The organism is Cupriavidus pinatubonensis (assembly GCF_019602855.1).
Classification (GTDB): domain Bacteria; phylum Pseudomonadota; class Gammaproteobacteria; order Burkholderiales; family Burkholderiaceae; genus Cupriavidus; species Cupriavidus pinatubonensis.
On the sequence record NZ_CP080766.1, the window covers coordinates 2013996 to 2039238 of the forward strand.

21 protein-coding genes and 1 riboswitch are annotated in these 25243 nt (G+C 66.2%); of the genes, 5 read left to right on the forward strand and 16 right to left on the reverse strand.

The features are described 5' to 3' along the window. Positions 1–29: 29 nt before the first annotated feature. Positions 30–1373 (reverse strand): tetratricopeptide repeat protein, encoded by a 1344-nt coding sequence (locus tag K2O51_RS09190; RefSeq protein ID WP_220630106.1) that lies wholly within the window; start codon positions 1371–1373, stop codon positions 30–32. A 194-nt stretch (positions 1374–1567) separates the two neighbouring features. Here K2O51_RS09190 and K2O51_RS09195 point away from each other — a divergent pair, with 194 nt between their 5' ends. After that, a complete protein-coding gene (locus tag K2O51_RS09195; protein WP_011301021.1) occupies positions 1568–2008 on the forward strand; it encodes an FKBP-type peptidyl-prolyl cis-trans isomerase in 441 nt (146 codons plus the stop codon). 18 nt (positions 2009–2026) lie between these two features. On the opposite strand, the gene K2O51_RS09200 is transcribed toward K2O51_RS09195, so the two are convergent. Next, a complete protein-coding gene (locus tag K2O51_RS09200; RefSeq protein WP_245001802.1) occupies positions 2027–2860 on the reverse strand; it encodes an MlaA family lipoprotein in 834 nt (277 codons plus the stop codon). Positions 2861–2923: 63 nt separating this feature from the next. Beyond that, the gene (hpnN, locus tag K2O51_RS09205; RefSeq protein ID WP_220630107.1) at positions 2924–5557 is read right to left on the reverse strand and encodes a hopanoid transporter HpnN; all 2634 of its coding nucleotides are present in this window, start codon (positions 5555–5557) and stop codon (positions 2924–2926) included. Positions 5558–5741: 184 nt separating this feature from the next. Between hpnN and K2O51_RS09210 the strand changes: the two genes are divergently transcribed. Further along, positions 5742–6386, forward strand: a complete 645-nt coding sequence (locus tag K2O51_RS09210; protein ID WP_220630108.1) for an MlaC/ttg2D family ABC transporter substrate-binding protein — start codon at positions 5742–5744, stop codon at positions 6384–6386. Positions 6387–6398: 12 nt separating this feature from the next. Here K2O51_RS09210 and K2O51_RS09215 read toward each other — a convergent pair whose 3' ends face one another. The 6 genes from K2O51_RS09215 to ispH form a co-directional block, all read right to left on the reverse strand. Next, a complete protein-coding gene (locus tag K2O51_RS09215; protein WP_011301017.1) occupies positions 6399–7400 on the reverse strand; it encodes an HpnL family protein in 1002 nt (333 codons plus the stop codon). A gap of 10 nt (positions 7401–7410) precedes the next feature. Next, positions 7411–8217: a hopanoid biosynthesis-associated protein HpnK gene (gene hpnK / locus K2O51_RS09220; protein WP_220630682.1), complete on the reverse strand. Its 807-nt coding sequence runs from the start codon at positions 8215–8217 to the stop codon at positions 7411–7413. Between the two features lie 47 nt (positions 8218–8264). Further along, on the reverse strand, positions 8265–9689 hold the full coding sequence (gene hpnJ, locus K2O51_RS09225; RefSeq protein ID WP_220630109.1) for a hopanoid biosynthesis associated radical SAM protein HpnJ: 1425 nt from the start codon (positions 9687–9689) through the stop codon (positions 8265–8267). Positions 9690–9822: 133 nt separating this feature from the next. After that, entirely contained in the window at positions 9823–10908 is a 1086-nt protein-coding gene (hpnI, locus tag K2O51_RS09230; RefSeq protein WP_245001803.1) for a bacteriohopanetetrol glucosamine biosynthesis glycosyltransferase HpnI, read from the reverse strand. 27 nt (positions 10909–10935) lie between these two features. Next, positions 10936–12096 carry an adenosyl-hopene transferase HpnH gene (gene hpnH / locus K2O51_RS09235; RefSeq protein WP_011301013.1) on the reverse strand — a complete coding sequence of 387 codons (1161 nt, stop codon included), beginning with the start codon at positions 12094–12096 and terminating at the stop codon, positions 10936–10938. A gap of 22 nt (positions 12097–12118) precedes the next feature. Next, on the reverse strand, positions 12119–13090 hold the full coding sequence (gene ispH, locus K2O51_RS09240; RefSeq protein WP_011301012.1) for a 4-hydroxy-3-methylbut-2-enyl diphosphate reductase: 972 nt from the start codon (positions 13088–13090) through the stop codon (positions 12119–12121). A 159-nt stretch (positions 13091–13249) separates the two neighbouring features. On the opposite strand from ispH, the gene hpnA reads away from it, so the two are divergent. After that, positions 13250–14251: a hopanoid-associated sugar epimerase gene (gene hpnA / locus K2O51_RS09245; RefSeq protein ID WP_140953298.1), complete on the forward strand. Its 1002-nt coding sequence runs from the start codon at positions 13250–13252 to the stop codon at positions 14249–14251. Positions 14252–14255: 4 nt separating this feature from the next. On the opposite strand, the gene K2O51_RS09250 is transcribed toward hpnA, so the two are convergent. From K2O51_RS09250 to cyoA, 7 genes are all read right to left on the reverse strand, one after another. Continuing rightward, positions 14256–15404, reverse strand: coding sequence for a glycosyltransferase (locus K2O51_RS09250; RefSeq protein ID WP_220630111.1), 1149 nt, complete (start codon positions 15402–15404; stop codon positions 14256–14258). 2 nt (positions 15405–15406) lie between these two features. Next, positions 15407–16261: a ferritin-like domain-containing protein gene (locus K2O51_RS09255; protein ID WP_220630683.1), complete on the reverse strand. Its 855-nt coding sequence runs from the start codon at positions 16259–16261 to the stop codon at positions 15407–15409. Between the two features lie 248 nt (positions 16262–16509). Beyond that, a complete protein-coding gene (locus K2O51_RS09260; RefSeq protein WP_220630112.1) occupies positions 16510–17889 on the reverse strand; it encodes an amino acid permease in 1380 nt (459 codons plus the stop codon). 328 nt (positions 17890–18217) lie between these two features. Continuing rightward, positions 18218–18610, reverse strand: a complete 393-nt coding sequence (gene cyoD / locus K2O51_RS09265) for a cytochrome o ubiquinol oxidase subunit IV (RefSeq protein ID WP_011301007.1) — start codon at positions 18608–18610, stop codon at positions 18218–18220. Next, entirely contained in the window at positions 18607–19296 is a 690-nt protein-coding gene (gene cyoC, locus K2O51_RS09270; protein ID WP_011301006.1) for a cytochrome o ubiquinol oxidase subunit III, read from the reverse strand. Before cyoC ends, cyoD begins: the two co-directional genes overlap by 4 nt. Then, positions 19289–21292 carry a cytochrome o ubiquinol oxidase subunit I gene (gene cyoB / locus K2O51_RS09275; RefSeq protein WP_140953016.1) on the reverse strand — a complete coding sequence of 668 codons (2004 nt, stop codon included), beginning with the start codon at positions 21290–21292 and terminating at the stop codon, positions 19289–19291. The genes cyoC and cyoB overlap by 8 nt, the downstream gene beginning before the upstream one ends. Positions 21293–21353: 61 nt before the next feature. After that, positions 21354–22391 carry a ubiquinol oxidase subunit II gene (gene cyoA / locus K2O51_RS09280; RefSeq protein WP_011301004.1) on the reverse strand — a complete coding sequence of 346 codons (1038 nt, stop codon included), beginning with the start codon at positions 22389–22391 and terminating at the stop codon, positions 21354–21356. Between the two features lie 153 nt (positions 22392–22544). On the opposite strand from cyoA, the gene K2O51_RS09285 reads away from it, so the two are divergent. Both K2O51_RS09285 and K2O51_RS09290 read left to right on the forward strand, forming a co-directional pair. After that, positions 22545–23861, forward strand: coding sequence for an MFS transporter (locus K2O51_RS09285; RefSeq protein WP_011301003.1), 1317 nt, complete (start codon positions 22545–22547; stop codon positions 23859–23861). Between the two features lie 182 nt (positions 23862–24043). Then, positions 24044–24159: riboswitch (guanidine-I (ykkC/yxkD leader) on the forward strand. A 58-nt stretch (positions 24160–24217) separates the two neighbouring features. Continuing rightward, positions 24218–25237, forward strand: a complete 1020-nt coding sequence (locus K2O51_RS09290; RefSeq protein WP_220630113.1) for an ABC transporter substrate-binding protein — start codon at positions 24218–24220, stop codon at positions 25235–25237. Positions 25238–25243: the final 6 nt, after the last annotated feature.

Consider the following 25243-nt stretch of genomic DNA (forward strand, 5'->3'; position numbering starts at 1 on the left):
GCAGCGCACGGATTCGCCGTCGAACTTTCTCAGTGCCTGACCGCGCCCCGGCCGCAGTCGTCGGCGCGATGCATCAGGCGGCGCAGGCTCGGGTTCATCGGCTTCAGCGCCGCGCGCTCGGCGCACAGGGCCTGGGCGAGATTCGCGCGCCCGCCACGCAGCGCGGCTTCGATGAGCGTCAGGTTGATGACGTCGCGCTGCGCATGGCTGCCGCCAAAGCGGTTCGCGATCAGGCGCGCCGGCATCAGCAGGTCGATGGCCGTGGCGTAGTCACCGTCCTCGAAGGCGATCAAGGCATCGGCTACCGGCACGCCGACCTCGCGCGACATCATGGCGTTCGTTCCCGTACGGGCTGCGGCGCCGGACAGGGCTGCGCGCAGTTCCGCCGCCGCGTCGGGCTGGCCGGCGCCCAGGCTGGCCATGATCGCGTGGACATCGTTGAAGGCGTAGTAGCCGGCAGCGCCACGCCCCTGCCAGTCGCTGGCAAGCGGCTGCCAGCGCGCACCCGCATCCACGCCGCGCAGGTGCAGGCGCCACAGCAGCGCCGAGGCGTCGACGAGGTCCAGTGCAACCGCCGGGGCGGGGCGGCACATGTTTTCGTCATAGAGCGCGAGCACCGCATCGGTATCGCCTTGTTCCAGTTCGAACAGCGCCAGATGCCACCAGTTGTGCACGGCCAGCATGTTGTCGTCGGCCCAGTCCTCGCGGCGACTGCCGAGCCAGCCGATGCCTTCGTCGAGCCGGCCCTGCATTTCCATGACATGCGCCACGGCGTGGATGGCCCACGGATCGCGCGGGTTCAGGTCCAGCGCACTGCGGCCGCGGTCTTCGGCACGTTCGTAGAACTGGGTTTCCTCGAGGCCGAACGCATGCATGCCGAGCAGGAAGCTGAACCCCGGCATCTCCGCATCCCAGTGCGGCAGCACGCGGGCAATGCGGTCGCGCAGCATGCTGGACTGCCCCAGCAGGAAGTCGCCAATATGCGCGACTTGCACGGCAAGCAGATCGCGCGGGTAATCGATGGCGATGTCGCCGTAGAGCGCAATGGCGCGCGTGAATGAACGGTCCAGCCACGCGCGGGCCGCAGCGATATGGCGGCGCTCGCGGTCATTGGCGCCGGCGTGCAGCGCCTCGCCGGCCTCGACGCTTTCGCGCAGCATCGGCTCTGCCGTGCCGTCGCCTGACGTCACCATCAGTCCCGCACGCAGCGCGTGGCCCATGGCGAAGTCGGGTGCTTCGGCCAGCGCTTCATCGATGGCGGCAAGCGGGTCGCCGTAGTAGCCGTTGAGCAGGTGCAGCGCCGCGTCGAACTGTTCCAGCGAGCGGGCGTTGCCGGTCGACACTTCCAGGCCGCGGGAATCGACTGTTGCCATGGCTTCCTCCGTGCATGTGGAACCAATCGTAGGCCGGCATTCGCAGGATGCAACGTACCGCGCCGGGAATGCCGCGCCGACGCCGCATGCGCGCGCAGCCGGTGCACCATGCGCCGCTGGAGCATGCGTCGGAGGGTCGGAGCGTCGGTTACACTGCCCGCTCTTTCCACTACGCCGTTGCAATCGGATTTCCCATGAAACGCATCGCCCTGCTTTTCAGCGCCATGACCTTCGCCTGCGCCGCCATGGCGGCCGCTCCGGGTGCCTCGGCACCGGCCGCATCGGCCCCTGCGGCCGCCGCGCAGACGCTGCCTTCCGGCATGACGATCCAGCATCTGGTCAAGGGCACCGGGCCGTCGCCGAAGGCAACCGATACGGTCCAGGTCCACTACCGCGGCACGCTGGCCGACGGTACCGAATTCGACAGCTCGTACAAGCGTGGCCAGCCGATCTCGTTCCCGCTGAACCGCGTGATTCCGTGCTGGACCGAAGGCGTGCAGACCATGCAGGTGGGCGGCAAGGCCAGGCTGACCTGCCCGGCGGCTACCGCCTACGGTGCGCGCGGTGTGCCGGGCACCATCCCGCCGAACGCCACGCTGACGTTCGAGGTGGTGCTGCTCGGCATCGGCGGCTGAGTGTTTGGCCGCCGAGTCCTATTGCTGCGGTGTCCCGGAGGCGGGCGCCGCAGGCAGCGCAGGCTCCGCGGCCGGTCCGGATGCCGGTGCCGGCGCTGACGATGGCATGGCGGCACCTTCCGTTTCCTCGTCGTCGCCGTAGTCCGGCAGCTTGCTGCTGCCGCCATCCAGCAGGTAGCGTCGCCGCTGCACGTAGGCGTCACGCACGAACGCATACTTGTCCAGCGCCGCCAGCGAGAGCAGGTCGGTTGCGCCGAGCAGGTTGGTGCGCACGTCCACCACGTTCATGGCAAACAGCGAATTGCGCCAGGCCGGATCCATATAGGTGGTCGGGTCGAGCTGGAAATTCACGTACAAGCCCACGCCATCCCGGAACGAGCTCGGGCCGAAGAAAGGCAGCACCAGATAGGGCCCGGACGGCACGCCCCACGTACCCAGCGTCAGCCCGAAGTCCTGTGAATGCTTCTGCAGGCCGGCTGGCGTGGCAATGTCGATCAGCCCGCCGATCCCGAGCACCGAATTGATCGCCACGCGCATCAGGCTTTCGGCCGCATCCACGCCCTTGCCTTGCAGCAGGTTGTTGGCGAAGTTGCCTACGTCCGCAATGTTCGAATAGAAATTGGTCACCGCGGTGCGCACGGGCTGCGGCGTGACTGCCTTGTAGCCCTTGGCGACGGGCGTGGCTACGTACTGGTCCAGTTTGTCGTTGACCTTGAAGACCACGCGGTTCATCGGTTCGAGCGGGTCGTCGGGATTGGCCTGCGGGCCCGTGGCGCAGCCGGCCGCGAGCAGCGGAACGAACGCCAGGAAAGCCAGCCGTGCGGGCTGGCGCGCAATTCGGGGGAGCAACATGATGCAGCGGTCGATTCGAGGTTGTTATCGCTATTCGGGGAGGGCGTGACGGCGATTGGGCGACTACTCCGTAGCGCTCCCCGGATGCCGGTGCGCGCTTTGGCGCGGCCGGCCCATCAGGATAGGCTGGAAGAACACGGCGCCCACCAGCGTGCACACCAGCGCCAGCGCCAGCAGCTTGCCCATGCTCGCGGTGCCGGGATGCTGCGACAGCCACAGGCTGCCGAATGCCGTGGCGGTGGTGGCGGCGCTGTAGAGCACCGCATGCGTGAGGCTCGACTGCAGCAGCTTGGTCTTGCCCTGGCGCCACGCGATCACGTAGTAGATCTTGAACGCCACGCCGATGCCCAGCAGCAGCGGCAGCGCGATCACGTTGGCGAAGTTCAGCGCAATGCCAAACGCCGCGCACAGCTCCAGCGTGACGATGGCTGACACCAGCAACGGCACCAGCGTGCGCAGCACGTCGCCAAAGCGGCGCAGCGCAATCCACAGCAGGATGGTGATGGATAGCACGGCCCAGGCACCGGCTTGCGCGAAGGCGCCCATGATCGTGTCGGCCGAGCCGCGGATCGCAATCGGGCCACCCGTTGCATTGGGCTCCACGCGCAGTACGGCGTCCATGAACAGATTGAGCGCGGCTTCTCGTTCGATGCCCTCGTGCTGCGGCAGCCGGGGCGTGATGCTGACGAGCGCGCGGCCGTCGGGGGTGAGCCAGTCGCGCACGATCGCGGGCGGCAGCGTTTGCTGCGTGACGGGCCGCGGCTCCAGCATCAGGCGCAGGCGGCCCAGCGCCAGGCGCAGCGGCAGGGCGATGGCCAGTTCGGCGCGGTCGCGCGTGGCGGCATCCGCGTCGGCGAGCCGTTTCAGCACCTTGGCCAGCCGCGCTGCCTGGGCCGCGCCGGTTTCGGGATGTTCGTCGGCCGCGATGGCGAGCTGGCGCGAGGCATTGCGCAGCGCATTGACGCGCGCCATGTCGGTGGCGGGAGAGGCAGTCTGCTGCGTGAGCACGGGCATCAGCGCCGTGCGGGCGGTTTCGATGGCTGCGAGCTTGGCGGGCTGGTCCTCGGGGATGAATGTCTGCAACGTGACGACGCGCGCCACTTCGGGGAGCGGCGAGACGCGCGCAGCAATATCCTTGGCAGCTGCCAGCGACGGTGCCAGCACGGTGACATCGTCGGTGCCTGCCTCGGGCGCATCCTTGAGCGCGAGCAGCGTAGCCATCGATTCCGAATGCGGATCCTTGAGATGCAGCGGATCGAAGTCGAAGCGCAGGCGCAGCAGCACCGGTGATCCGAGCAGGATCGCCGCGCAGGTGAGCAGCAGCACCGGCCTGCGGTTGCGCTCGAAGAACGCATCGGCGGGCGCCAGCCAGGCAAAGCCGGGTGCCTCGGCTTCGCCGCGCGGCTGCATGACCTGGATCAGCGCGGGCAGCATCGTGAAGGTCGTGAGGAACGCCACCATCATGCCGACACCGGCAATCTGCCCAAGCTCTGCCACGCCGCGGAAATCGGTGGGCAGGAAACAAAAGAATGCGGCGGCAGTTGCCGCGGCCGCCAGCGTCAATGGCATCGCGGTGCCCTGCGCGGCATGTTCCAGCGCTTCGGCGATATGGCCACGGTCATGGCGCTCGGCGCGATAGCGCACCCCGAACTGGATGCCGAAGTCGACGCCTAGTCCGACGAACAGCACCGCGAAGGCCACGGAGATCATATTGAGCGCACCGACCATGGCGAGGCCCAGTGCCGCCGTGATCAGCAAGCCCGTGAGCAGGCTGGCCAGCACGGCCAGAATCAGCCGCTTCGAACGCAAGGCCATCCACAGGATCAGCACGACGACCAGCACCGTGAGCAGGCCATTGAGTGCGGCGCCTTCGCTGACGGAGGCGAACTCGTCGTCGGCCAGCGGCTGCGGCCCGGTCAGGCGCACGCTGGCCTGGTATCGCTGCGACAGTTTCAGGTCCGCGGCCGTGGCGCGGATGGCGTCGGCCGCGGCGGCGCCTGCCTGCAGGTCGCTGTAGTCGAGCACGGGGCTGACCGCGATGAAGCTGAAGACGCGGCCTTCCTTGTCGGGCTTCTGGCTGTCGTCGAGCAGGGCCGCCCATGACATGGCGGCCGGCTTGCCGGCCAGCACCTGTTCGAGCGCGCCGGCGCTGGCGCCGAGCAAGGCGTCCATATCGGCCAGCTTGACCTGGCCCATCGTCAGCGGCAGGCCCAGCATGCTCGATAGCGTGTCGGAGAGCCCGCGCAGGGTAGGGTCGTGCGCAAGCTGGTTGAGCAGCGGGCGCGCTTGGACGAGCTGTTGGGTAACCTGACCGACTTCCTCGGTGCGCGCGAACAGCAAGCCGTTGCGGGAGAAGAAATCGCCTGCGCCGGGCTGGCTGACCGAGCGGAAATGCTCGGGGTGCTTGCGCAGCGCGTCGGCCAGTTCATTGGCGGCGGCATCGGCCAGTTCCGACGCCGGCGCCTGCACCACGGCCAGGATCATCTGCCCGCGTTGCGGAAAGGCCTCGCCGATGGCCGCATCGCGCCTGGCCCACGGCGCATCGGATTCGAGCAGCCGGTTGATGTCCGTAGTGATGGCGAAGTGTCGTGCCACATAGACGCCGCTGGCAGCGGTGAGCAGCAGGGCCGCCACGATCACCAGCCAGGCGCGGGTCGTGGCGAGCCTGACGAGGCGGGTCAGCAGCGAAGTCAGCATGGAGTGCTCGGGACAGGGCTCGAGCCGCGAGTATACCGGCTGGCGCCCGATTGCCGCGCTGGCGTGGCGCATGCGACGCAGCCGGCTGGCCAACCCCGTTCCGCTATACTGGCCCGGCATCCCGGGCGCCCGGCGAGACGGGGCCCCTGGTCTCTTTCAAACGCTTCTTGCAGCACACATCGGCATGAACAGATTCGGTTTGATTTCCCTTGCGCCGGTCGCGGCGGTGGCCATGGTTGCCACGGTGCAGGCGCAGACGGCGCAGCCCACCGATCTCAAGGCCGCGCCGGAGCGCCTGGTGCAGGCGGCCGTGGAAGGCGTGATCACGACCATCCAGTCCAATCCCGAAACCCGCGGCGGCGACATGGCGAAGATCACTGCGGTGGTCCAGAAGCAATTTCTGCCCTACACGGATTTCGGGCGCACCACGCGGCTCGCGGTCGGCAGCGCCTGGCGCACGGCCACGCCGGAGCAGCAGAAGCAACTCAGCGAACAATTCACGCAACTGCTCGTGCGCAGCTATGCGGTGTCGCTGGCGCAACTGCGCGAGCAGAACGTCAAGTTCCGCTTCAAGCCGGCGCAGGCTGCGGGTGGCTCCGGTGATGTGGTGGTGGAGTCGCGCGTGCTCAACAACGGCGACGAGATGCAGATCGACTATCGGCTGCAGCGGACGCCCAATGGCTGGAGGATCTACGACATCAACATGATGGGCGCTTGGCTGATCGAGGTGTACCGCAAGCAGTTCGCCGATATCGTCGCGCGCGGCGGCGTCGACGGGCTGGTGCAGTACCTGGTCAACCACAACGCGCGGCAGGTGGGAGCCAGCTGACCCGCCGGTACTTCACCGGGCGGCGCTTTCCGCCACCCCGCGCCGCCAGCGGCGCAACTCCACCCACTGCCACGACAGCAGCGCGGGCACGCCAAACAGGATTTCCCGCGCGCGCTTGACCAGTGCCAGCGCCAGCGACACATGCGCGTCCATGCCCAGCGCCTGGCCCAGCAGCAGCACCACGGCCTCCTGCACGCCGAGCCCCGCGGGCACGAAGAAGGCCACGTGGCGCACGGCCTGGGTCAGGGCCTCGATCGCCATGGCCTGCCAGAATGGCACCGGGTGCCCCAGCAGCATCAGCGCAAACCAGATTTCGAGCGTGCCACTGACAAGGCCCACGAACTGCCAGCCCAGCGCAGCCAGCAGTTCGCGCCGGCGCCGGTTCAGCGCGCGAATCTGCGCATCGAGCCGTGCGCCATCGATCATGGCGACGATGCGGTGATCCTCGCCGAACAGCTTGCGCGCCGCGCCTTCGAGCTTTTCGAACAGTCCCGTGTGGCGCAGCGACAGTGCGAAGGCTACCGGCACCGGCAGCGACAGCGCCAGCCCGGCCAGGATGATCCAGGCCTGGCCGCTGTCCTGCAGCGCGGCGATCAGCATCAGCACGCCGAGCGCCGAGAACAGGTACTGCGCGAACAGCGTGATCATGACTTCGACCACGATGGACGCCGTGACCGCGGTCGTGTCGTGGATGCGCAGCCGGCTCAGCCGCACGCCGACCAGTTCGCCGCCGATGCTCATGGTGGGCAGCAGGCGGTTCACCGCTTCGCGCACGGTGGCGACCCACCACAGGAAGCCCAGGCCCGCTTTCTCGTCAGGATCGGCCGATGTCAGCAGCACGCGCCAGCCCTGCGCGTCCAGCAGCAGGGGCAGCGCGTGCAGCGGCACCAGCAACAGCAGGAGCCAGCCGCCCTGTGCCATCACGGTGGCGATATCACTGATGCCCTCATGCACGACAAGCGCCGTGAGCGCGAGCAGGCCCAGCAGGCCGGTCAGGTAAGCAATGCGTTTCATGTAAGAGGGGTCAGGCCGGCGCGAGCACGTCGGCAAAGCCGCCGCGCCGCACACCGGCCGCATCGAGGGCCGCGCGCACGCGTGGCGACAGCAGCGCGGCCAGTTCATCGGCGTGGCGGTAGCCGGCCATGGTCGGCGCGATGGCCGCGCCCGATGTGACGGCCGGATGCAGATAGATTTCGCCGATGCCTTCCGGCAGCTTTGAGAGCGCGGCGAGCAGCACCGCTTCATCCATGGCGCCGCTGCGTGCGATGCCGACCACGTAGTCATTGTGCGCGATGCCGGCACGCTGCAATCGTCCGCGCAGCAGCGCGAGCCACGGGCGCAGCAGTAACGGCGCATCGGATTCCAGCGGCAGGCGCATGGCACGCAGGCCGAACTCGCGGCCGATCGACAGGATCAGCGACAGCACAGTCGGATGCAAATGGAAATGCTTGTGCGTGTTGACGTGATCAAGCGGCAGGCCGGTGGCCGCGAATGCCTCGAACTGAGCGCGGATTTCGGCGGCCAGTTGCCGGCGTACATGCGGCAGGAAAAAGAAGCGGCATCCATCACGCGCCATCGCCGAACCAAAGCGACCCTGCGCATCGACGAGGTCGGGAATGGCCGCGCGTGGCAGCATGGCCGGGCCATCGGCGAGCACGACATGCAGGCCCACGCGCAGCGACGGCAAGCGTCGTGCGCGCGCCACCGCATCGGCGGCTTCCGGCGCGGACACCATCAGGCTGGCGGCGTTCAGCACGCCGTCGCGATGCGCGAGTTCCACCGCTTCATTGACGGCGGTGTGCAGCCCAAAGTCGTCGGCGGTGATGATCAGGCCGCGCGCGGGGCGCGCGGCGGTGGCGGGGCTAAGAGACTGCAGAATCAGGCCTCGTGGGATCGCAGGAAACGGAAGAACTCCACGCCTTCGCGCAGGCGCCGCTTCATCATGTCCCAGCTGCCGAGCATCTCGCGCACGATTTCCCAGATCTTGCCGGGGCGGAAATAGAACTGCTTATAGAAGCGCTCCACGCCGTGGTAGATCTCTTCCTTCGACAGGTGCGGGTAGCTGATCGCCGCGAGCTGCACGCCCTTGTCGTTGACGAGGTTGATGACCTTGTTCTCTTCAAGCCAGCCGTTGTCGACCGCCTGCTGGTACAGCGTCGTGCCGGGGTAGGGCGCCGCCAGGGACACCTGAATGGTGTGCGGGTTGATTTCCTTGGCGTAGGCGATGGTCTTCTCGATCGTCTGCTGCGTTTCGCCGGGCAGGCCCAGGATGAAGGTGCCGTGGATCTGGATGCCGAGCTTGCGGCAATCCTCGGTGAAGCGCCGCGCGATATCGGTGCGCAGGCCCTTCTTGATGTTCAGCAGGATCTGGTCGTCGCCCGACTCATAGCCGACCAGCAGCAGGCGCAGGCCGTTCTCCTTCATGATCTTGAGCGTGCTGTATGGCACGTTGGCCTTCGCGTTGCACGACCACGTGACGCCGAGCTTGCCGAGCCCGCGCGCGATTTCCTCCACGCGCGGCTTGAAGTCGGTGAAGGTGTCATCGTCGAACATGATCTCCTTGACCTCGGGCATGTTCTCCTTGATCCATTTCACTTCGGCAATCACGCTCTCGGCCGAGCGCGTGCGGTAGCGGTGCCCGCCGACCGTCTGCGGCCACAGGCAGAACGTGCAGCGCGAGCGGCAGCCGCGCCCCGTGTAGATCGACACATATGGGTGCTTCAGGTAGCCGATGAAGTAGTTCTCGATCTTCAGGTCGCGCTTGTACACGGGCGCCACGAACGGCAGCTCGTCCATGTTCTCGATCATCGGCCGCTGGCCGTTGTGTTCGAGCGAGCCATCGGGCAGGCGATACGACAGGCCGAGGATGTCCTTGAGCGGCTTGCCTGCGGCGACGTCCTGGCACGTGTAGTCGAATTCCTCGCGGCAGACGAAGTCGATTGCGCCGCTGGCGCCGAGCGTGCCGCCCGGGTCGACCGCCGGCTTGGCGCCGACCATGCCGATCATCACGCCGGGTTTGCGCTTCTTCAGTTCCTCGGCGAACTTGGCGTCGGTCGGGAACGACGGCGTGCTGGTGTGGATGATGACGAGGTCGTAGTCGACGGCGATATCCAGCGTCTGCTGCGGCGTCAGTTCGTCGGCGGGTGCGTCCAGCACGCGGCTGCCCGGCACCAGCGCTGCCGGCTGGGCCAGCCAGGTCGGATACCAGAACGACTTGATCTCGCGCTTGGCCTGGTAGCGCGAGCCGGCGCCGCCGTCAAAGCCGTCGAAGGAAGGGGCCTGGAGGAACAGGGTTTTTTTCATAGCGGCTTCGATGTTGTCAGGTTCAGGTCAGCTGGGGTGTATGTAGCTTTTTCGACTACGGTCGTAGTCAAAAAAGCTACATACGGAAGAGAGCCGCGGCGCTGTCTTGTGTTGGTCACGATGTGTCTCTGGGTCATGCCGGGTCCTGCACGGAGAGAACTTGTTGCCGCCACCGGACCCGCTGGCCGCCCAAGGCTGCGGCCCAGCCGATAAGTAGAAGTGTGTCCCGCAATGGTGCCCGCAACGCTGTGGTCGGAGTGCCTGCCATCGCACTGCGCGCAAGGGCGCCTGCTACGGCAATGGCTGTCGTCCATTCTGCCGGCGACAACACCACCCCCACCACCAGCATCGGCCACGTAAAAGTAATGAACGTGAACGCAAATCCCGCCGGATTCAGCGACCGGATGGTGCGCAGCCATCGCAATTCATGCGTCCACAGTTCGGGCAGCCGCGTCTCGGTCACGTCAGTGGTGACGACCATATCGGACAGTACGGTCCGCAGCCCCGCCTGCCGGGTCAGCTCGCCAAGCCAGAAGTCGTCGGCGAGCCGGTCGGACAGCGACGCGAAGCCGCCGATTTGCGTCAACGTGTCACGCCGCAATGCAATGGTCGCCCCGAAGGCAAATCGGCGCGAACCACCCGCATGGGCAATGCGTACCGACGGCGCGAACCAGTCGTCGATGAACTGCGCGCCGAGCTTCGCCCAGAAAGCGTCGACCGGGCGGCCGCGATACAGGCAGGTGACGATGCCGACGCCAGGGTCGGCCAGCGGCGCGGCGACGCGTGCCAGATAGTCCGGCGGTACGGCGATATCGCTGTCGGCCACAACCAGCAAGTCATGCCGCGCATGGGCGGCCAGGTTGATCAGGTTGCTGACCTTGAGATTGCTGCCGTGCACGCGCGGGTCGATGACCAGCGTGATGTCGATATCCGGAAAATCCTGCTGCAGGCGTCGCACCACAGCAATGGCGGGGTCGTCCGGGTCGCGCACACCGCACACGACCTGGTAGCCCGTGACGGACTGACGGCACAGCGTGGCCAGGTTGTCGTACAGGCGTGGTTCGGCCCCGCACAGTGGCTTGAGCACGCTGGCGCGGACTTCGCCGGCCGCTGCGGCAGCCGGCGCACGTGCGCCGGCGCGCCGCGTCAGCACGGCGGCAGCCACGGCATAGCCCGCCGACACGCAGGTCAGCGCACTGCCAAGCAGGGTCGCGGCCATGGCCGCTGCTTCCGCGGGCATGAAGATTTAGTGGGCTTCGGAGGTCTCTGCCCGGGCCGGCCGTTCCTTGCGCGGCTGGGCCCGGCCGATCTCGGCCAGCTTGATCTCGACGTGGCGCGAGAATACGTAATCGGCGGGGCGCTGGTTGTCGAGCGGGATGTCCGGAGCCATTGCGCCGTCGGTCTTCACGCCGCGCAGGCTCACGCCGAGCGCCTTGAGCGGATGTGCGAACGTATCGGCGACCGCGGTGGCCTCGTAGCCGCTGTGGACCATGCAATCGGCGCACTTCTCGTAGTTGCCGGTGCCGTAGGCGTCCCAGTCGGTCTCGTCCATCAGCTCCTTGAAGGTCTGCACATAGCCTTCGCCGACCAGATAGCAAGGCCGCTGCCAGCCGAACACCGTGCGCGCCGGGTTGCCCCACGGCGTGCAGTGGTAGGTCTGGTTGCCGGCCAGGAAGTCCAGGAACATGGTCGACTGGCTGAACGACCACTTCTTGCCGCGGCCGCGGCTCAGGATGTCGCGGAACAGCTGCTTGGTCTTGCCGCGGTTCAGGAAGTGCTGCTGGTCCGGCGCGCGCTCGTACGCGTAGCCGGGCGAGACGGTGATGCCGTCGACGCCCATTTCCTTGACTGTGTCGAAGAAGCTTGCCACGCGGTCGGGCTTCGCATCGTTGAACAGCGTGCAATTGATATTGACGCGGAAGCCGCGCGCCTTGGCGGCACGGATGGCTTCGACTGCGCGGTCATAGACGCCTTCCTGGCTGACCGAGTGGTCATGCATTTCGCGGTCGCCGTCCAGGTGCACGGACCAGACGAAGTAGGGGCTGGGCTCGTACTGGTCCAGCTTCTTCTCCATCAGCAGCGCGTTGGTGCACAGGTAGACGAACTTGCGCCGCGCGATGATGCCGCGCACGATTTCGGGCATGTCCTTGTGCAGCAGCGGCTCGCCGCCGGCGATCGACACCACGGGCGCGCCGCATTCATCGACGGCGCCCAGGCATTCCTCGACCGACAGGCGCTGGTTCAGGATCGGATCCGGGTAGTCGATCTTGCCGCAGCCATTGCAGGCAAGGTTGCAGCGAAACAACGGCTCCAGCATGAGCGCAAGCGGATAGCGCTTCTGGCGCGCCAGATGCTTGCCGACAATGTAGGCGCCCACGCGGGCGACCTGCAGGAACGGGATAGGCAAGGGGACTTCCTTTTATTCTGGTTCAGCCGGGGACTTTCTCGACTGGCTCGGTCGCGGCTGCGGCAGGCCGGACATCGGCCAGTTCGGCGGGCAGGCGGAATTCGGCATGCTCCTCGCGGCCTTCCATGGTGGACACATCCACCGGGCCCAGGTGGCGCAGCGCGTTGATCACGTCTTCGACCATTTCCTCGGGCGCCGAGGCGCCGGCGGTAATGCCGACGATATTGGCCCCCGTCACCCACGCCGGATCGAGTTCGCTGCCGTCGGCGATCAGGTAGCTGGGCACGCCGCTTTCAGTGCCGATCTCGCGCAGCCGGTTGGAATTGGAACTGTTGGTGGCGCCGATCACCAGGATCACGTCGGCCACCTTGCACAGGTCGCGCACCGCGCTTTGCCGGTTCTGCGTGGCATAGCAGATGTCGCGCGTGTCGGGGCCGACCATGTTGCTGAAACGGCGGGCCAGCGCGGCGATGATATTGCGGGTGTCGTCGACGCTGAGCGTGGTCTGGGTGACGTAGGCGACCGGGGTGTCCGCAGGCAGGTCGAGCCGTTCGACCTCGGCCTCGTTCTGGACCAGGATCACCTTGCCGGGAATCTGGCCCATGGTGCCTTCGACCTCGGGATGGCCGGCATGGCCGATCAGGATCACGGTCCGGCCGCTGGCCGCGTACTGGCGGCCCTGGTTATGCACCTTGATCACCAGCGGGCAGGTGGCGTCGATGGCGTGCAGCTGCCGCTGGCCGGCGTCGGCCACCACGGCGCGCGATACGCCGTGCGCGCTGAAGATGGTGACGGCGCCCGCAGGGACCTCGTCGAGTTCTTCAACAAAGCGCGCGCCCTTGTTCTTCAACCCCTCCACGACATGCTTGTTATGCACGATCTCGTGCCGCACGAACACCGGAGCTCCATGCTTGACGAGTGCGCGGTCGACAATTTCGATCGCGCGCACGACGCCGGCACAGAAACCTCGGGGTTGAGCAAGAATCACCTGCATACGGTAGGCCCCCCGACCCGTCAATGGGTTTCAGTGAATGGGATGGTGTACAGAAATCACATTTCCGACACATGGTGGTTACTATATACCCGCCGCGCCGGAAATGTCTGGGAGCCCTCTCAGTCGGGCGGCATTCCCATCTCACGATGAAACGGGGTTATGACCGTAAACGATTACGCGCTGGTGACAGGTGCATCGGGTTTTCTCGGATCCGCGGTAGTGCGGCAGGCACTGGCGCGCGGCTGGCGCGTGCGCGCGCTGGTGCGGGCGACGAGCCCGCGCGCCAATCTGGATGGTCTGCCCGTCGAGGTGATCGAGGGAGATATGCGCGACCCCTCCGCGCTGACGTCCGCCATGCGCGGGGTGCGCTACCTGTTCCATGTGGCGGCCGATTATCGGCTATGGGCCCCTGATCCCGAGGAAATCGTCCGCACCAATGTCGACGGGACCATGGCGGTCATGGAAGCCGCGCAGGAGGCGGGGGTAGAGCGCGTTGTCTATACCAGCAGCGTGGCGACGTTGCGGGTGGCGGGTGCCTCGGCGCCGGTCGACGAGACGGCCGCCATGACACCGCACGAGGCCATCGGCGCGTACAAGCGCAGCAAGGTGCTGGCCGAGCGTGTGGTCGAGCGCATGGTCGCCGAGCGCGGGTTGCCGGCCGTGATCGTCAATCCGTCCACGCCGATCGGGCCGCGGGACGTCCGGCCTACGCCGACCGGACGCATCATCGTCGAGGCCGCGACCGGCAAGATTCCGGCCTTTGTCGAGACCGGGCTCAACCTTGTCCATGTCGATGACGTCGCCGCCGGGCATTTCCAGGCGCTGGAGCGAGGCCGCATCGGCGAACGCTACATCCTGGGCGGTGACGACGTGATGCTGCAGCAGATGCTGCGCGATATCGCGGATTTGTGCGGACGCCGTCCGCCAACCGTGCAACTGCCGCGCTGGCCGCTGTATCCGCTGGCGCATGCCGCGGAGGCGGTGGCGCGCATCACGCGCAAAGAGCCCTTTGTCACCGTGGATGGGCTCCATATGTCGAAGTACCGGATGTTTTTCCGCTCGGACAAGGCCCGGCAGGAGCTTGGCTATCAGCCGCGTCCTTATATTGATGGCCTGCGCGACGCGCTGGACTGGTTCCGCGAGGCCGGTTACCTGCGCTGAGGGCTCAGGACCGTGCGGGCGCCTGGCTGCGTCCTTTCCACTGGCCGCCGCGGCGCAGCCAGTAGCGGCGTGCGGAATCCAGCGTGGCGCCAAGATAGAACAGGGCCGTCAGCGGCAACAGCGGCGCCAGCCAGCACGGCTGGCGGTACTCGCGCAGCATCGGCATATAGGCCAGTGCCACGGCCGCCCACGCGAGCCATGCCGGCCACAGCCGCGCACCGCCGGCCAACGCCAGCACTGGGGGCGCCAGATACGTCAACGTCATGGCCACGACGGTGCCGGCCAGCAGGACCGGCGAATAGCGGAGTTGCGTGTAGGCGCTGCGCGCGATCATATCCCACAGGCTGCGCCAGTCGTCATAGGGCCGCAGTGACACGCTGTCGTCTGCGAGGTCGAGCGAGATTGCGCCGCCCGGCTTGATTCTTGCCGCGAGACTGCAATCGTCGATCAACTCGCCGCGAATAGCGGCGAACCCGCCAATGCGCGTCAGTGCCGCGCGGCTGGCCAGCATGCAGCCGCCCGCAGCGGCGGATACAGCGCTGCGTGGATTGCGCACGCGTTCGAACGGATAGAGTTTGGCGAAGAAGAAGACGAAAGCCGGCACGATCAGCCGTTCCCACGCGGAAGCACAGCGCAACCGCACCATCAGCGACACCAGGTCGCGGCGTTCATGCACGGCGCGCGCTACCAGCTCCCCGAGTACCTCGGGGCCATGCCAGATGTCTGCATCGGTCAGCCATACGTAGGCAGCGCCCGGTGCGATGCGATCGGCGGCGGCGAGCCCCTCGGACTGCGCCCATACTTTGCCGCTCCAGCCAGAAGGCAGATCTCGGGCCGAAACTACCGATAGCGCATCGCGCCGGGGCGTGGCAGTCGCAGCGGTGGCCGCGATTTCGGAGGTGCAGTCATGGCTGTGGTCGTCCACCACCACCAATGACAGCTTTCCGGGGTATTTCTGGCCGAGCACGCCAGCCACACATCGCCCGATGACTTCCGCCTCATTGCGCGCCGGAACGATGGCTACCACTTCGGGCCATGCCGGAGGGGCGGGTACCGGCGCGGGCTTGCGAATGCGCCAGAAGCCCGCACGGCCGAACAGCAGGACACACCAGATGGCCAGCGATGCCAGGGACAGTGCGAACGCGGCTGTCATGATCACTTTACGAAGCGGCGCGCGAGCCGGGCGAGACGCGGCACCGTCTCGGGCCGCAACAACCGTTCGTCGTAGCCGGCCATGCGCCTGTCGTTCTCGGCCACGCAGAGGTCGATCATCGCGCCCGGCGACAGCGAATCGCCCAGCGCTTCGGAGCCGTTCATCGTGAAATTGGCATCCTGCGCGACGCCATCTGCATCGATCCCGCGCGCAATGCCGATGCGCTCCCAGATCAGGAACGCCCACACGCGCGCCACCTTGAGCGCAAACAGCGGCCGGCGCCACCAGGGCAGGTTGCGCCGATACCACGCGGCCCAGTTGACGAAGAAGAGGATGTGCCGGCCTTCCTCCTGGATCACCGGCTCGAACGTCTCGACCAGCTCGGCCGGGAAATAGCCCGAGCGTTTAGCCATGGCGAACAGGCCAAACGCGAAGAAGCTGTCGATGCATTCGCTGTAGCCGGTCACGAGCCAGCCCCATTCCGGATCGTCCGGCGGCGGGTAGTCGGGTTCCGGCGCAAGCGGAATGCCATAGGCCTCGACTAGCTTCGACAGCACAACCTTGTGGCGCGCCTCCTCGCCGCCGTCCATGTCCAGCGCGCTGCGCAGCAGGGGGTCGGCGACGGTTTCGGCAAAGGTCTTCACGCGGATCGAGGCGCGGCCCTCGGTCTGCACGGCAATGTCCCAGATCGGCAGCGAGGTCACGCGCGCGAGTGCGTCGGGCGACAGCGTCGGCCATTCGATCACGGCCGGTTTATAGGGATTGTGGGTCTGCAGCAGCATGTTGCTGAACATGCGCAGATGCTGCGCGGAGCCGATCCGTACCGGACCCGGCGTGGGGTCGGTCCAGTGGCGCATGGCGAGGTCCGCCTGCTCGACCGCGGTGCGCGCGACCGTATCGGCCACGGCGGCGGCGCGTGCGACGGCATCTTCCGCCGAGTTGGCTCTTGCGGCAGTGACGCCGCCACGGCGTGCGTCTGGGTCGGCCGCCCCGTCATGGTGGAGTGGCGCGGCGTAGAGTTCGGACATCTGGCCCCCTGGCGATGGATTGCCCGGGGGCCATTGTAGCGGCGGGCGTCCGCTGGCGCACCCGCCGGGAATGCCGGTCAGCCCTGGTAAGTAACCGGGCCGCGAGCCTGCATGCCAAGGCGGTAGTACAGCACCGTCAGCAGGACCAGCCAGGCGGGGCCGACATACAGAGCGATGCGCGTGTCTGGGAAATAAGCCATCAGCGCAATGACCAGCGCCAGGAAGGCCAGCGCGATCCACGAGCCATATGGCCAGAACGGCATGCGGAACGCCAGCTTGTCGCGCTGGGCCGCCGACAGGTTCTTGCGGAACTGCATCTGCGTGACGAGGATGATGGCCCAGGTCCAGATCGCGCCGAAGGTCGAGATCGACGTCACCCAGACGAACACCTTCTCTGGCACCAGGTAGTTCAGCAGCACGCCGCACAGCAGAGCGCCGATCGAGACCAGCAGCGCGCGGCGCGGCACGCCATTGCGGTCGACCTGGGCGAATGCCGCCGGCGCCTGCCCCTGCTGGGCCAGGTTGTAGAGCATGCGGCCCGTGCTGAAGATGCCGCCGTTGCATGACGACAGCGCGGCGGTCAGCACGACGAAGTTGATGATGCCGGCCGCGGTCTTGATGCCAAGGCGCTCGAACGTCATCACGAACGGACTGCCCTGCGCGCCGATCTCGTTCCACGGATAGAGCGACAGGATGATGAACAGCGCGCCGACGTAGAAGATCAGGATGCGCCAGAACACCGAGTTGATCGCGTCCGGGATCGACTTGCGCGGGTTCTTCGCCTCGCCGGCGGTCAGGCCGATCATCTCGACCCCGAGGTACGCGAACATCACCATCTGCAGCGACATCAGCACGCCGCTGGCGCCGTTCGGCATGAAGCCGCCGTGCGCCCACAGGTTGCTGATGCCGGTCGCAATGCCGCCGTTGCCGAGCCCGAACACGATCATCGCGCCGCCGCCGAACAGCATCAGCACGATGGTCACGATCTTGATCATGGCGAACCAGAACTCGAACTCGCCGTAGGCCTTGACCGTCAGCAGGTTAACCGAGCCCATCGTGGTCAGTGCGGCGAGCGCCCAGATCCAGCGCGGCACGTCGGGGAACCAGACGCCCATGTAGATGGCCACGGCCGTGATCTCGGCCACACAGGTCACGAGCCACAGGAACCAGTAGTTCCAGCCGGTCAGGTAGCCGGCGAGCGGGCCCATATGATCCTGCGCGTAGCGGCAGAACGAACCCGCCACCGGGTTGTGCACGGCCATTTCGCCGAGCGCGCGCATGATCAGGAAGATCATCGCGCCGCCGATCAGGTAGGCCAGCATGATAGCCGGCCCGGCCATCTTGATGGCATTGGCCGAGCCCAGGAACAGCCCTACGCCGATGGCCGATCCCAATGCCATCAGGCGGATGTGGCGTTCGCCGAGCCCCCGCTGCAAATGCTCTGTATTTGCACTCATGTGTCGTTGTCTCCGTTCATCAGAAGGCCGCGCCGCCCTTGTGGGGCGATGCGGCGCAGTGAGCTTTGCTGTTCCGGCCAAAACGCGTGCGCGGTCAGGTCATGGCCGGAACGCGAAATGTCATCTCGTGGAGGTTGACGCGGGCAGGGGCGGGAAGGGCCAGGCAATGGCCGCCCGCTTAACAGCAAGGAGCGGGCAGATTAATGACAATGCCTTGGCATTTGTTGCTGAAATCGCTGATGATTTCAGGAAACATTGCGTTATGTGATGAAAAAGGCGCCTTGCGGGGGGCGCCTTTGGGGTACCTTGACGTCTGTCGCCGGTGCCGTCAGCGCTCCATCCCCGGCATCATGTTCGAGTTCAGGTGGAACATGACCCACAGCGTGCCGCTCAGCGTAATCACCACGAGCACCAGCGTGAACATCAGCGCCAGCATGTTCCAGCCGCCCTCGGACTTGGCGTTCATGTGCAGGAAATAGATCATGTGCACGACGATCTGCACGGCGCCGAGCGCCAGCAGGAGGATCGCGGTGGTGCTCGACTTCTCGAACACCTTGCCCATGACGAGCCAAAACGGAATCGTGGTCAGGATCACCGACAGCACGAAGCCCGTCACATAGCCGCTCATCGAGATGTGGATGTGGCTGTCGTCATGGCCATGCCCATCGTGCCCCTCGTGGCCGTCATGGCCGTGGGCGAGCGTGTTGTCCTGGGCATTCATGGCAGCACTCCCATCAGGTAGACAAACGTGAACACGCCGATCCATACCACGTCCAGGAAGTGCCAGAACATCGATAGGCACATCAGGCGGCGGCGGTTCTCGGGGATCAGCCCGTGCAGGCGCACCTGCACCATCAGCGTGATGAGCCAGATGATGCCGAAGGTCACGTGCAGCCCGTGCGTGCTGACCAGCGAGAAGAACGAGGTCAGGAAGCCGCTGCGCCACGGCCCGGCGCCTTCGCCGACCAGGTGGACGAATTCGTAGATTTCCACGCCAAGGAAGCAGGCGCCGAGCACGCCGGTGATCGCCAGCCAGCCCTGCGTGCCGCCGACGCGGCCCTGCTGCATCTGCAGCATCGCGAAGCCGTATGTGATCGACGACAGCAGCAGGAACGACGTGTTCAGCGCCACGAGCGGCAGGTCGAACAACTCGGCGCCGGTCGGGCCGCCCGCGTAACTGCGCCCGAGCACGCCGTAGGCGGCGAACAGGCACGCGAAGATGAGGCAGTCGCTCATCAGGTAGATCCAGAACCCGAGCAACGTGCCGTTGGGCACGTGGTACTCGCTGGTCATGTAGAAGCGCAGTTCGCCCTCGTCGATGCCATGGCCGGATGGCACGGCGTGGGGCGGGGCGGGCGGTGCGGCCTGCGCGCGGCCAGCGGGGAACGGGGCAGTCGTATCAGGCATGGCGGGTCAGCAGCGCCGAGCGCGCCGCCTCCGTGTTGCCGACCGTATCGGCCGGGATGTAGTAGTCGCGCTTGTAGTTGAAGGTGTGCACGAGCGCCGAGACAATCGTGGCGCCGAACGCCAGCACCACCAGCCACCAGATGTGCCAGATCAGCGCGAACCCGCAGACCGTGGCAAGCCCCGCCAGGATGATGCCGGCGCCCGTATTCTTGGGCATGTGGATCGGTATGAAGCCCTGCGCCGGACGCTCGTAGCCATGCGCCTTCATCTGCCACCATGCGTCGGTGTCATGGACGATCGGCGTGAAGGCGAAGTTGTAGGCAGGCGGTGGCGATGACGTGGACCATTCCAGCGTGCGGCCATCCCACGGATCGCCGGTGACGTCGCGCAGCGCTTCGCGGTTGATGAAGCTGACCACCAGCTGGATCAGGAAGCAGCCGATACCGAGCGCGATCAGGAACGCGCCGAACGCCGCGAGCAGGAACCAGACCTGCAGCGACGGGTCTTCGAAATGGCTCATGCGGCGGGTCACGCCCTTCATGCCAAGCACGTACAGCGGCATGAACGCGAAGTAGAAGCCCACCAGCCAGAGCCAGAACGAGCACTTGCCCCAGAACGGCTCGAGCTTGTAGCCGAAGGCCTTCGGGAACCAGTACGTGATGCCGGCCATCAGCCCGAACAGCACGCCGCCGATGATCACGTTGTGGAAATGGGCAATCAGGAACAGGCTGTTGTGCAGCGAGAAGTCGGCGGGCGGGACGGCCAGCAGCACGCCGGTCATGCCGCCAATCACGAAGGTGACCATGAAGCCGACGGTCCACAGCATCGGCACCTCGAAGCGGATGCGGCCGTGGTACATCGTGAACAGCCAGTTAAACAGCTTCGCCCCGGTCGGGATCGAGATGATCATCGTCGTGATGCCGAAGAACGAGTTGACGCTCGCCCCCGACCCCATCGTGAAGAAGTGGTGCAGCCAGACCAGGTAGGACAGCACGGTAATCACGACCGTGGCATAGACCATCGACGCGTAGCCGAACAGCCGCTTCTGGCAGAACGTGGAAACCACCTCGGAAAACACGCCGAATACTGGCAGGACCAGGATGTACACTTCCGGGTGCCCCCAGATCCAGATCAGGTTCACGTACATCATGGCGCTGCCACCAAGATCGGCCGTGAAGAAATTCATGCCGAGGTAGCGGTCGAGCGCCAGCATGGCCAGTGCCGCGGTCAGCACGGGGAACGCGGCCACGATCAGCACGTTGGCGCACAGTGCGGTCCACGTGAAGATCGGCATGCGCATCAGCGTCATGCCGGGCGCGCGCATCTTGACGATGGTGACCATCAGGTTGATGCCGGACAGCACGGTCCCGACCCCCGCCACCTGCAATGACCAGAGGTAATAGTCGACGCCAACATCCGGGCTATGGACGATGCCCGACAGCGGCGGATATGCGAGCCACCCGGTGCGCGCGAACTCGCCGACGAACAGCGACATCATCACCAGCACGGCGCCGCCGGTGGTCATCCAGAAGCTGAAGTTATTGAGGAAGGGGAAGGCCACGTCGCGCGCGCCAATCTGCAGCGGCACCACGAAGTTCATCAGCCCCGTCACCAGCGGCATGGCCACGAAGAAGATCATGATCACGCCGTGCGCGGTGAAGATCTGGTCGTAGTGGTGGGGCGGCAGGAAGCCGAGGTTATCGCCAAAGGCCACCGACTGCTGCATGCGCATCATGACGGCGTCGGCAAAACCCCGCAGCAGCATGATGATCCCCAGGATCACGTACATGATGCCGATCTTCTTGTGGTCGATGCTGGTGAACCACTCGCGCCACAGATAGCCCCACAGGCGGAAGTAGGTCACCGCGCCCAGCAACGCGAGTCCGCCGATGACCACGACGATGAAGGTGCCCAGCAGGATCGGCTCGTGCAGCGGTATGGCCTCCCAGCTCAGGCGGCCGAAGATAAGCGTGGCGAGTTCGGATCGCTCCTGCATGTTGTCCTCCAGGGCCAGGTGTAGGTCTCTCGGGGCGGTTGCAACCCGGTTCTGCTATGTGCTACTGCAGCGCCACCGCGCTGCGTTCACTGTACGGAGCGGCCGGATCGAACGGCGCTTTCGGCGTATTGCTTGCGGTGCAGACGGCGCCGAGCGCGCCGCCCGCCTGGCGGCGTGCGTCCATGGCCATCATGTCCTTGGTGCAGATCTGCCCGGCGCGCACGCAACGGTTCAGGATGGCATCGAAGAGGTCGGGCGCGACGCTGGCGTAGTGGCGCACGGGGTCGCGCTCGCTGGGCTGTTCGAGCTGCACGTAGCCATCGCGCGACAGCGGGGCGCCGCTGCTTTTCACGCGCTGAACCCAGCGGTCGAAGTCGTCATGGCTCATGCCGTGGAAGCGGAAGCGCATGTGCGAGAAGCCCGCGCCGCTGTAGTTGGCGGAGAAGCCTTCGTACTCGCCGGGGCGGTTCATCACCGCATGCAGCTTGGTCTCCATGCCTGGCATGGCATATACCTGGCCCGCCAGCGAGGGGATGAAGAAGGAATTCATCACGGTCGAAGACGTGATGCGGAAGCGGATAGGGCGGTCGACCGGCGCCGCGACTTCGTTGACGGTGGCAATGCCCTGTTCCGGGTACAGAAAGAGCCACTTCCAGTCGAGTGCAACCACCTCGACCGTCAGCGGTTGTGCGTCGGCGGGCACGGCTCGCTGCGGATCGAGCCGCTCGATCGGGCGGTACGGGTCGAGTTTATGGGTACTGACCCAGGTAACGGCGCCCAGCGCGATGATGATCAGCAGCGGCGCCGACCAGATCAGCAGTTCCAGCACCGTGGAGTGGTCCCAGTCGGGGTTGTACGGGGCGCCGGGGTTCGAGGCGCGGTAGCGCCACGCGAACAGCAGGGTCAGCACGATTACCGGCACGATGATCAGCAGCATCAATCCTGTCGAGATCAGGATCAGGTTGCGCTGCTGGACGGCCAGGTCGCCGCCCGGCGACATCAGCACGGCACTGCATCCACAAAGGGCCGCCACTGCCGGAGCCAGGATGGTCCAGCGCAGCGCGCGCATGACTGCCATCGTCGAACGGTCGGATCGCATAGGCTTGGGTCCTTTGTTGCCATCCTGTACGCTTAAGCGTACGTGACTTAGACTGTTCCGAGCAACTATGGCAGTTTAGGCGCTCAGGGGCAACCGACGGGAAGCAAATTCCAAATTCCTGGCCTGCCCCGATTCTCCATTGGAGGTATACGGATGGCCAGCATGACCCACCAGCATCGTGCGTCTCCTTCTGCACCTCCGGCGCCCGGGGCCACGCATATCGCGCCGGCGGAAATCGCGACTGGCGTCGTGATCGGCCGCGCCTCCGAGTACTTCGATTTCTTTGTCTACGGCATTGCGTCGGTGCTGGTTTTCCCGACGGTGTACTTTCCGTATGTCGACCGGCTCGACGGCCTGCTCTACTCGTTCTCGATCTTCGCGCTGGCCTTTGTGGCGCGGCCGTTTGGCACGGCGCTGTTCATGCGTATCCAGCGGCGCTGGGGGCGCGGCATCAAGCTGACGGCGGCACTGTTCCTGCTCGGTACGGCCACGGTCGGCATTGCCTTCCTGCCAGGCTACGCCACGCTTGGCCACACGGCCGTCGTGCTGCTGGCCGTGTTTCGCTCGTTGCAAGGGATCGCGTTCGGCGGTTCGTGGGACGGGCTGCCGTCGCTGCTGGCGCTGAACGCGCCGCCCGAGCGGCGCGGCTGGTACGCGATGATGGGGCAGCTCGGCGCGCCCACGGGCTTTATCGTCGCCGGGTCGCTGTTCCTGTTCCTGAACCTGAGCCTGGACACCGGCGAGTTCCTTGAGTGGGGCTGGCGCTACCCGTTCTACGTGGCCTTCGCGATCAACGTGGTGGCGCTGTTCGCGCGGCTGCGGCTGGTGGTGACGCATGAGTACACCCAACTGCTGGACGAGGACGAGCTGGAGCCGATCAGCACCCTGGAGCTCATCAGCAAGCAGGACTACAACATCTTCCTCGGCGCCTTCGCCGCGCTGGCCAGCTTTGCGCTGTTTCACCTGGTCACGGTGTTTCCGCTGTCCTGGGTGGAGCTGCATCAGACTCAGCCGATCACCGACGTCCTGAGCGTGCAGGTGGCCGGCGCGTTCATCGGCATCCTCGGCACCATTGCGTCGGGCCGCATCGCCGACAAGATCGGGCGACGCACCACGCTCGGGACCATGGCGGTGCTGATCGGCGTGTTCGCGCTGTTCGCGCCGCTGCTGATGGGCGGTGGGCCGCTGGCGCAGGACCTGTTCATCCTGATCGGCTTTGGCCTGCTTGGCCTGTCCTACGGGCAGGCGGCCGGCGCGGTCACGTCCAATTTCGAACGCCGTTACCGCTACACCGGCGCCGCGCTGACCACGGATTTCGCGTGGCTGTTCGGCGCAGCCTTCGCGCCGCTGGTGGCGCTGGGGTTGTCCGCCAAGTTCGGGCTGATTGCGGTCAGTGCCTACTTGCTGTCGGGCGCCTTCTGCACGCTGCTGGCATTGCGGATCAACCGGGCCCTGGCTTCCGAAGACTAAGACGTTCCAGGGCGCGGGCGCATGCCCGAATACTGTGCGCGGCGGGGTCCACTGCACCGCCGCGCAGCGTCTGCGTGCCCATTTCCATGCACTGCATGCACGCCGGCGGTGCGACGGCCGGGCCTGATCGCTGGCACACCCCTTGCTGAATGGTGACCAGGGAAGCGATGCATCATCGCTCACCGAAGGGTCGCTAGGGTTCCGGTCGCGCTGCGCGCGATGTCTGGTCCAAGAGCAACCGGCCTCAGGCGCGCTCGACCGCGTCCAGGCTCCACGGCGGGACAAAAGCCCGGGAGGTTCACTTCGTTGCGAGGTGTCTTCCCTGCCTTTTGTCACCGATCGAATGGAGCCGCCCCATGTCCCGCCCGTTGTCCGCGCTTTCCGCGTTGTCCGCATTCCCCCTTGCCAGACGCCTGCATGCCGCGCTGATCGGCCTGGCGCTGAGCCTTTCCCTTGTCGCGAGCGGCCCCGCGCGCGCTGAAATCCGTGTGGGCGTTTCCGACTGGCCCGGCTGGGTCGCCTGGTACGTCGCGCAGCAGAAAGGCTTCTTCAGCAAGCACGGCGCGGACGTCAAGCTGGTCTGGTTCGCGAACTACAGCGATTCCATTGCCGCGCTGTCGTCGGGCCAGCTCGACGCCAATTCGCAGAGCTGGTCCGACACGCTTGGCCCGCTCGCCAAGGGCGTGCCCGTCAAGGCCGTGCTCGTCAACGACAACTCGGCCGGCAATGACGCGCTGGTCGCGAGCGCGAAGATCCGCGCCGTCGCCGATCTCAAGGGCAAGACCGTCGCGCTGGAGCAGTACAGCATCTCGCATTTCGTGCTCGTGACGGCGCTGGCCAAGGCCGGGCTCAAGCCCGCCGACGTGAAAATCGTCAACCTGTCCGCCGGCGATGCCGCTGCCGCCTTCATGATGGGCCGCGTCGATGCCGCCGTGGTGTGGAACCCGTGGATCGACCGCATCGTGAAGAGCGGCAAGGGCCGCGCGTTGTTCACCTCGGCCGATATGCCGGGTCTGGTGCCCGACCTGCTGGTCGCGCAGCAGAAGGCCATCGCCAGCCACCGCAAGGAGCTGGTAGGCATGATCCGCGCATGGTTCGACGCTGAACGCTTCATCCGCGAACAACCTGCCGCGGCGGCCGCGATCATGGCCAAGGTGGTCGGCATGAAGGCGGACGACTACAAGGTCTTCCTGCCCGGCACGCGCTTCTTCGATGCCAGCGCCAACCGCGCCGCGTTTGACGCCGCGCAGCCCGCTTCGCTGCAGGCCGTGGCGCCCACCATTGCCGCGTTCCTGCACGACAACAAGCTGCTCGACGGCAAGCCGGACGCGACGCGCGGTGTCGATGCCACGCTGCTGGCCGAGGCACTGAAATGAGCGCCG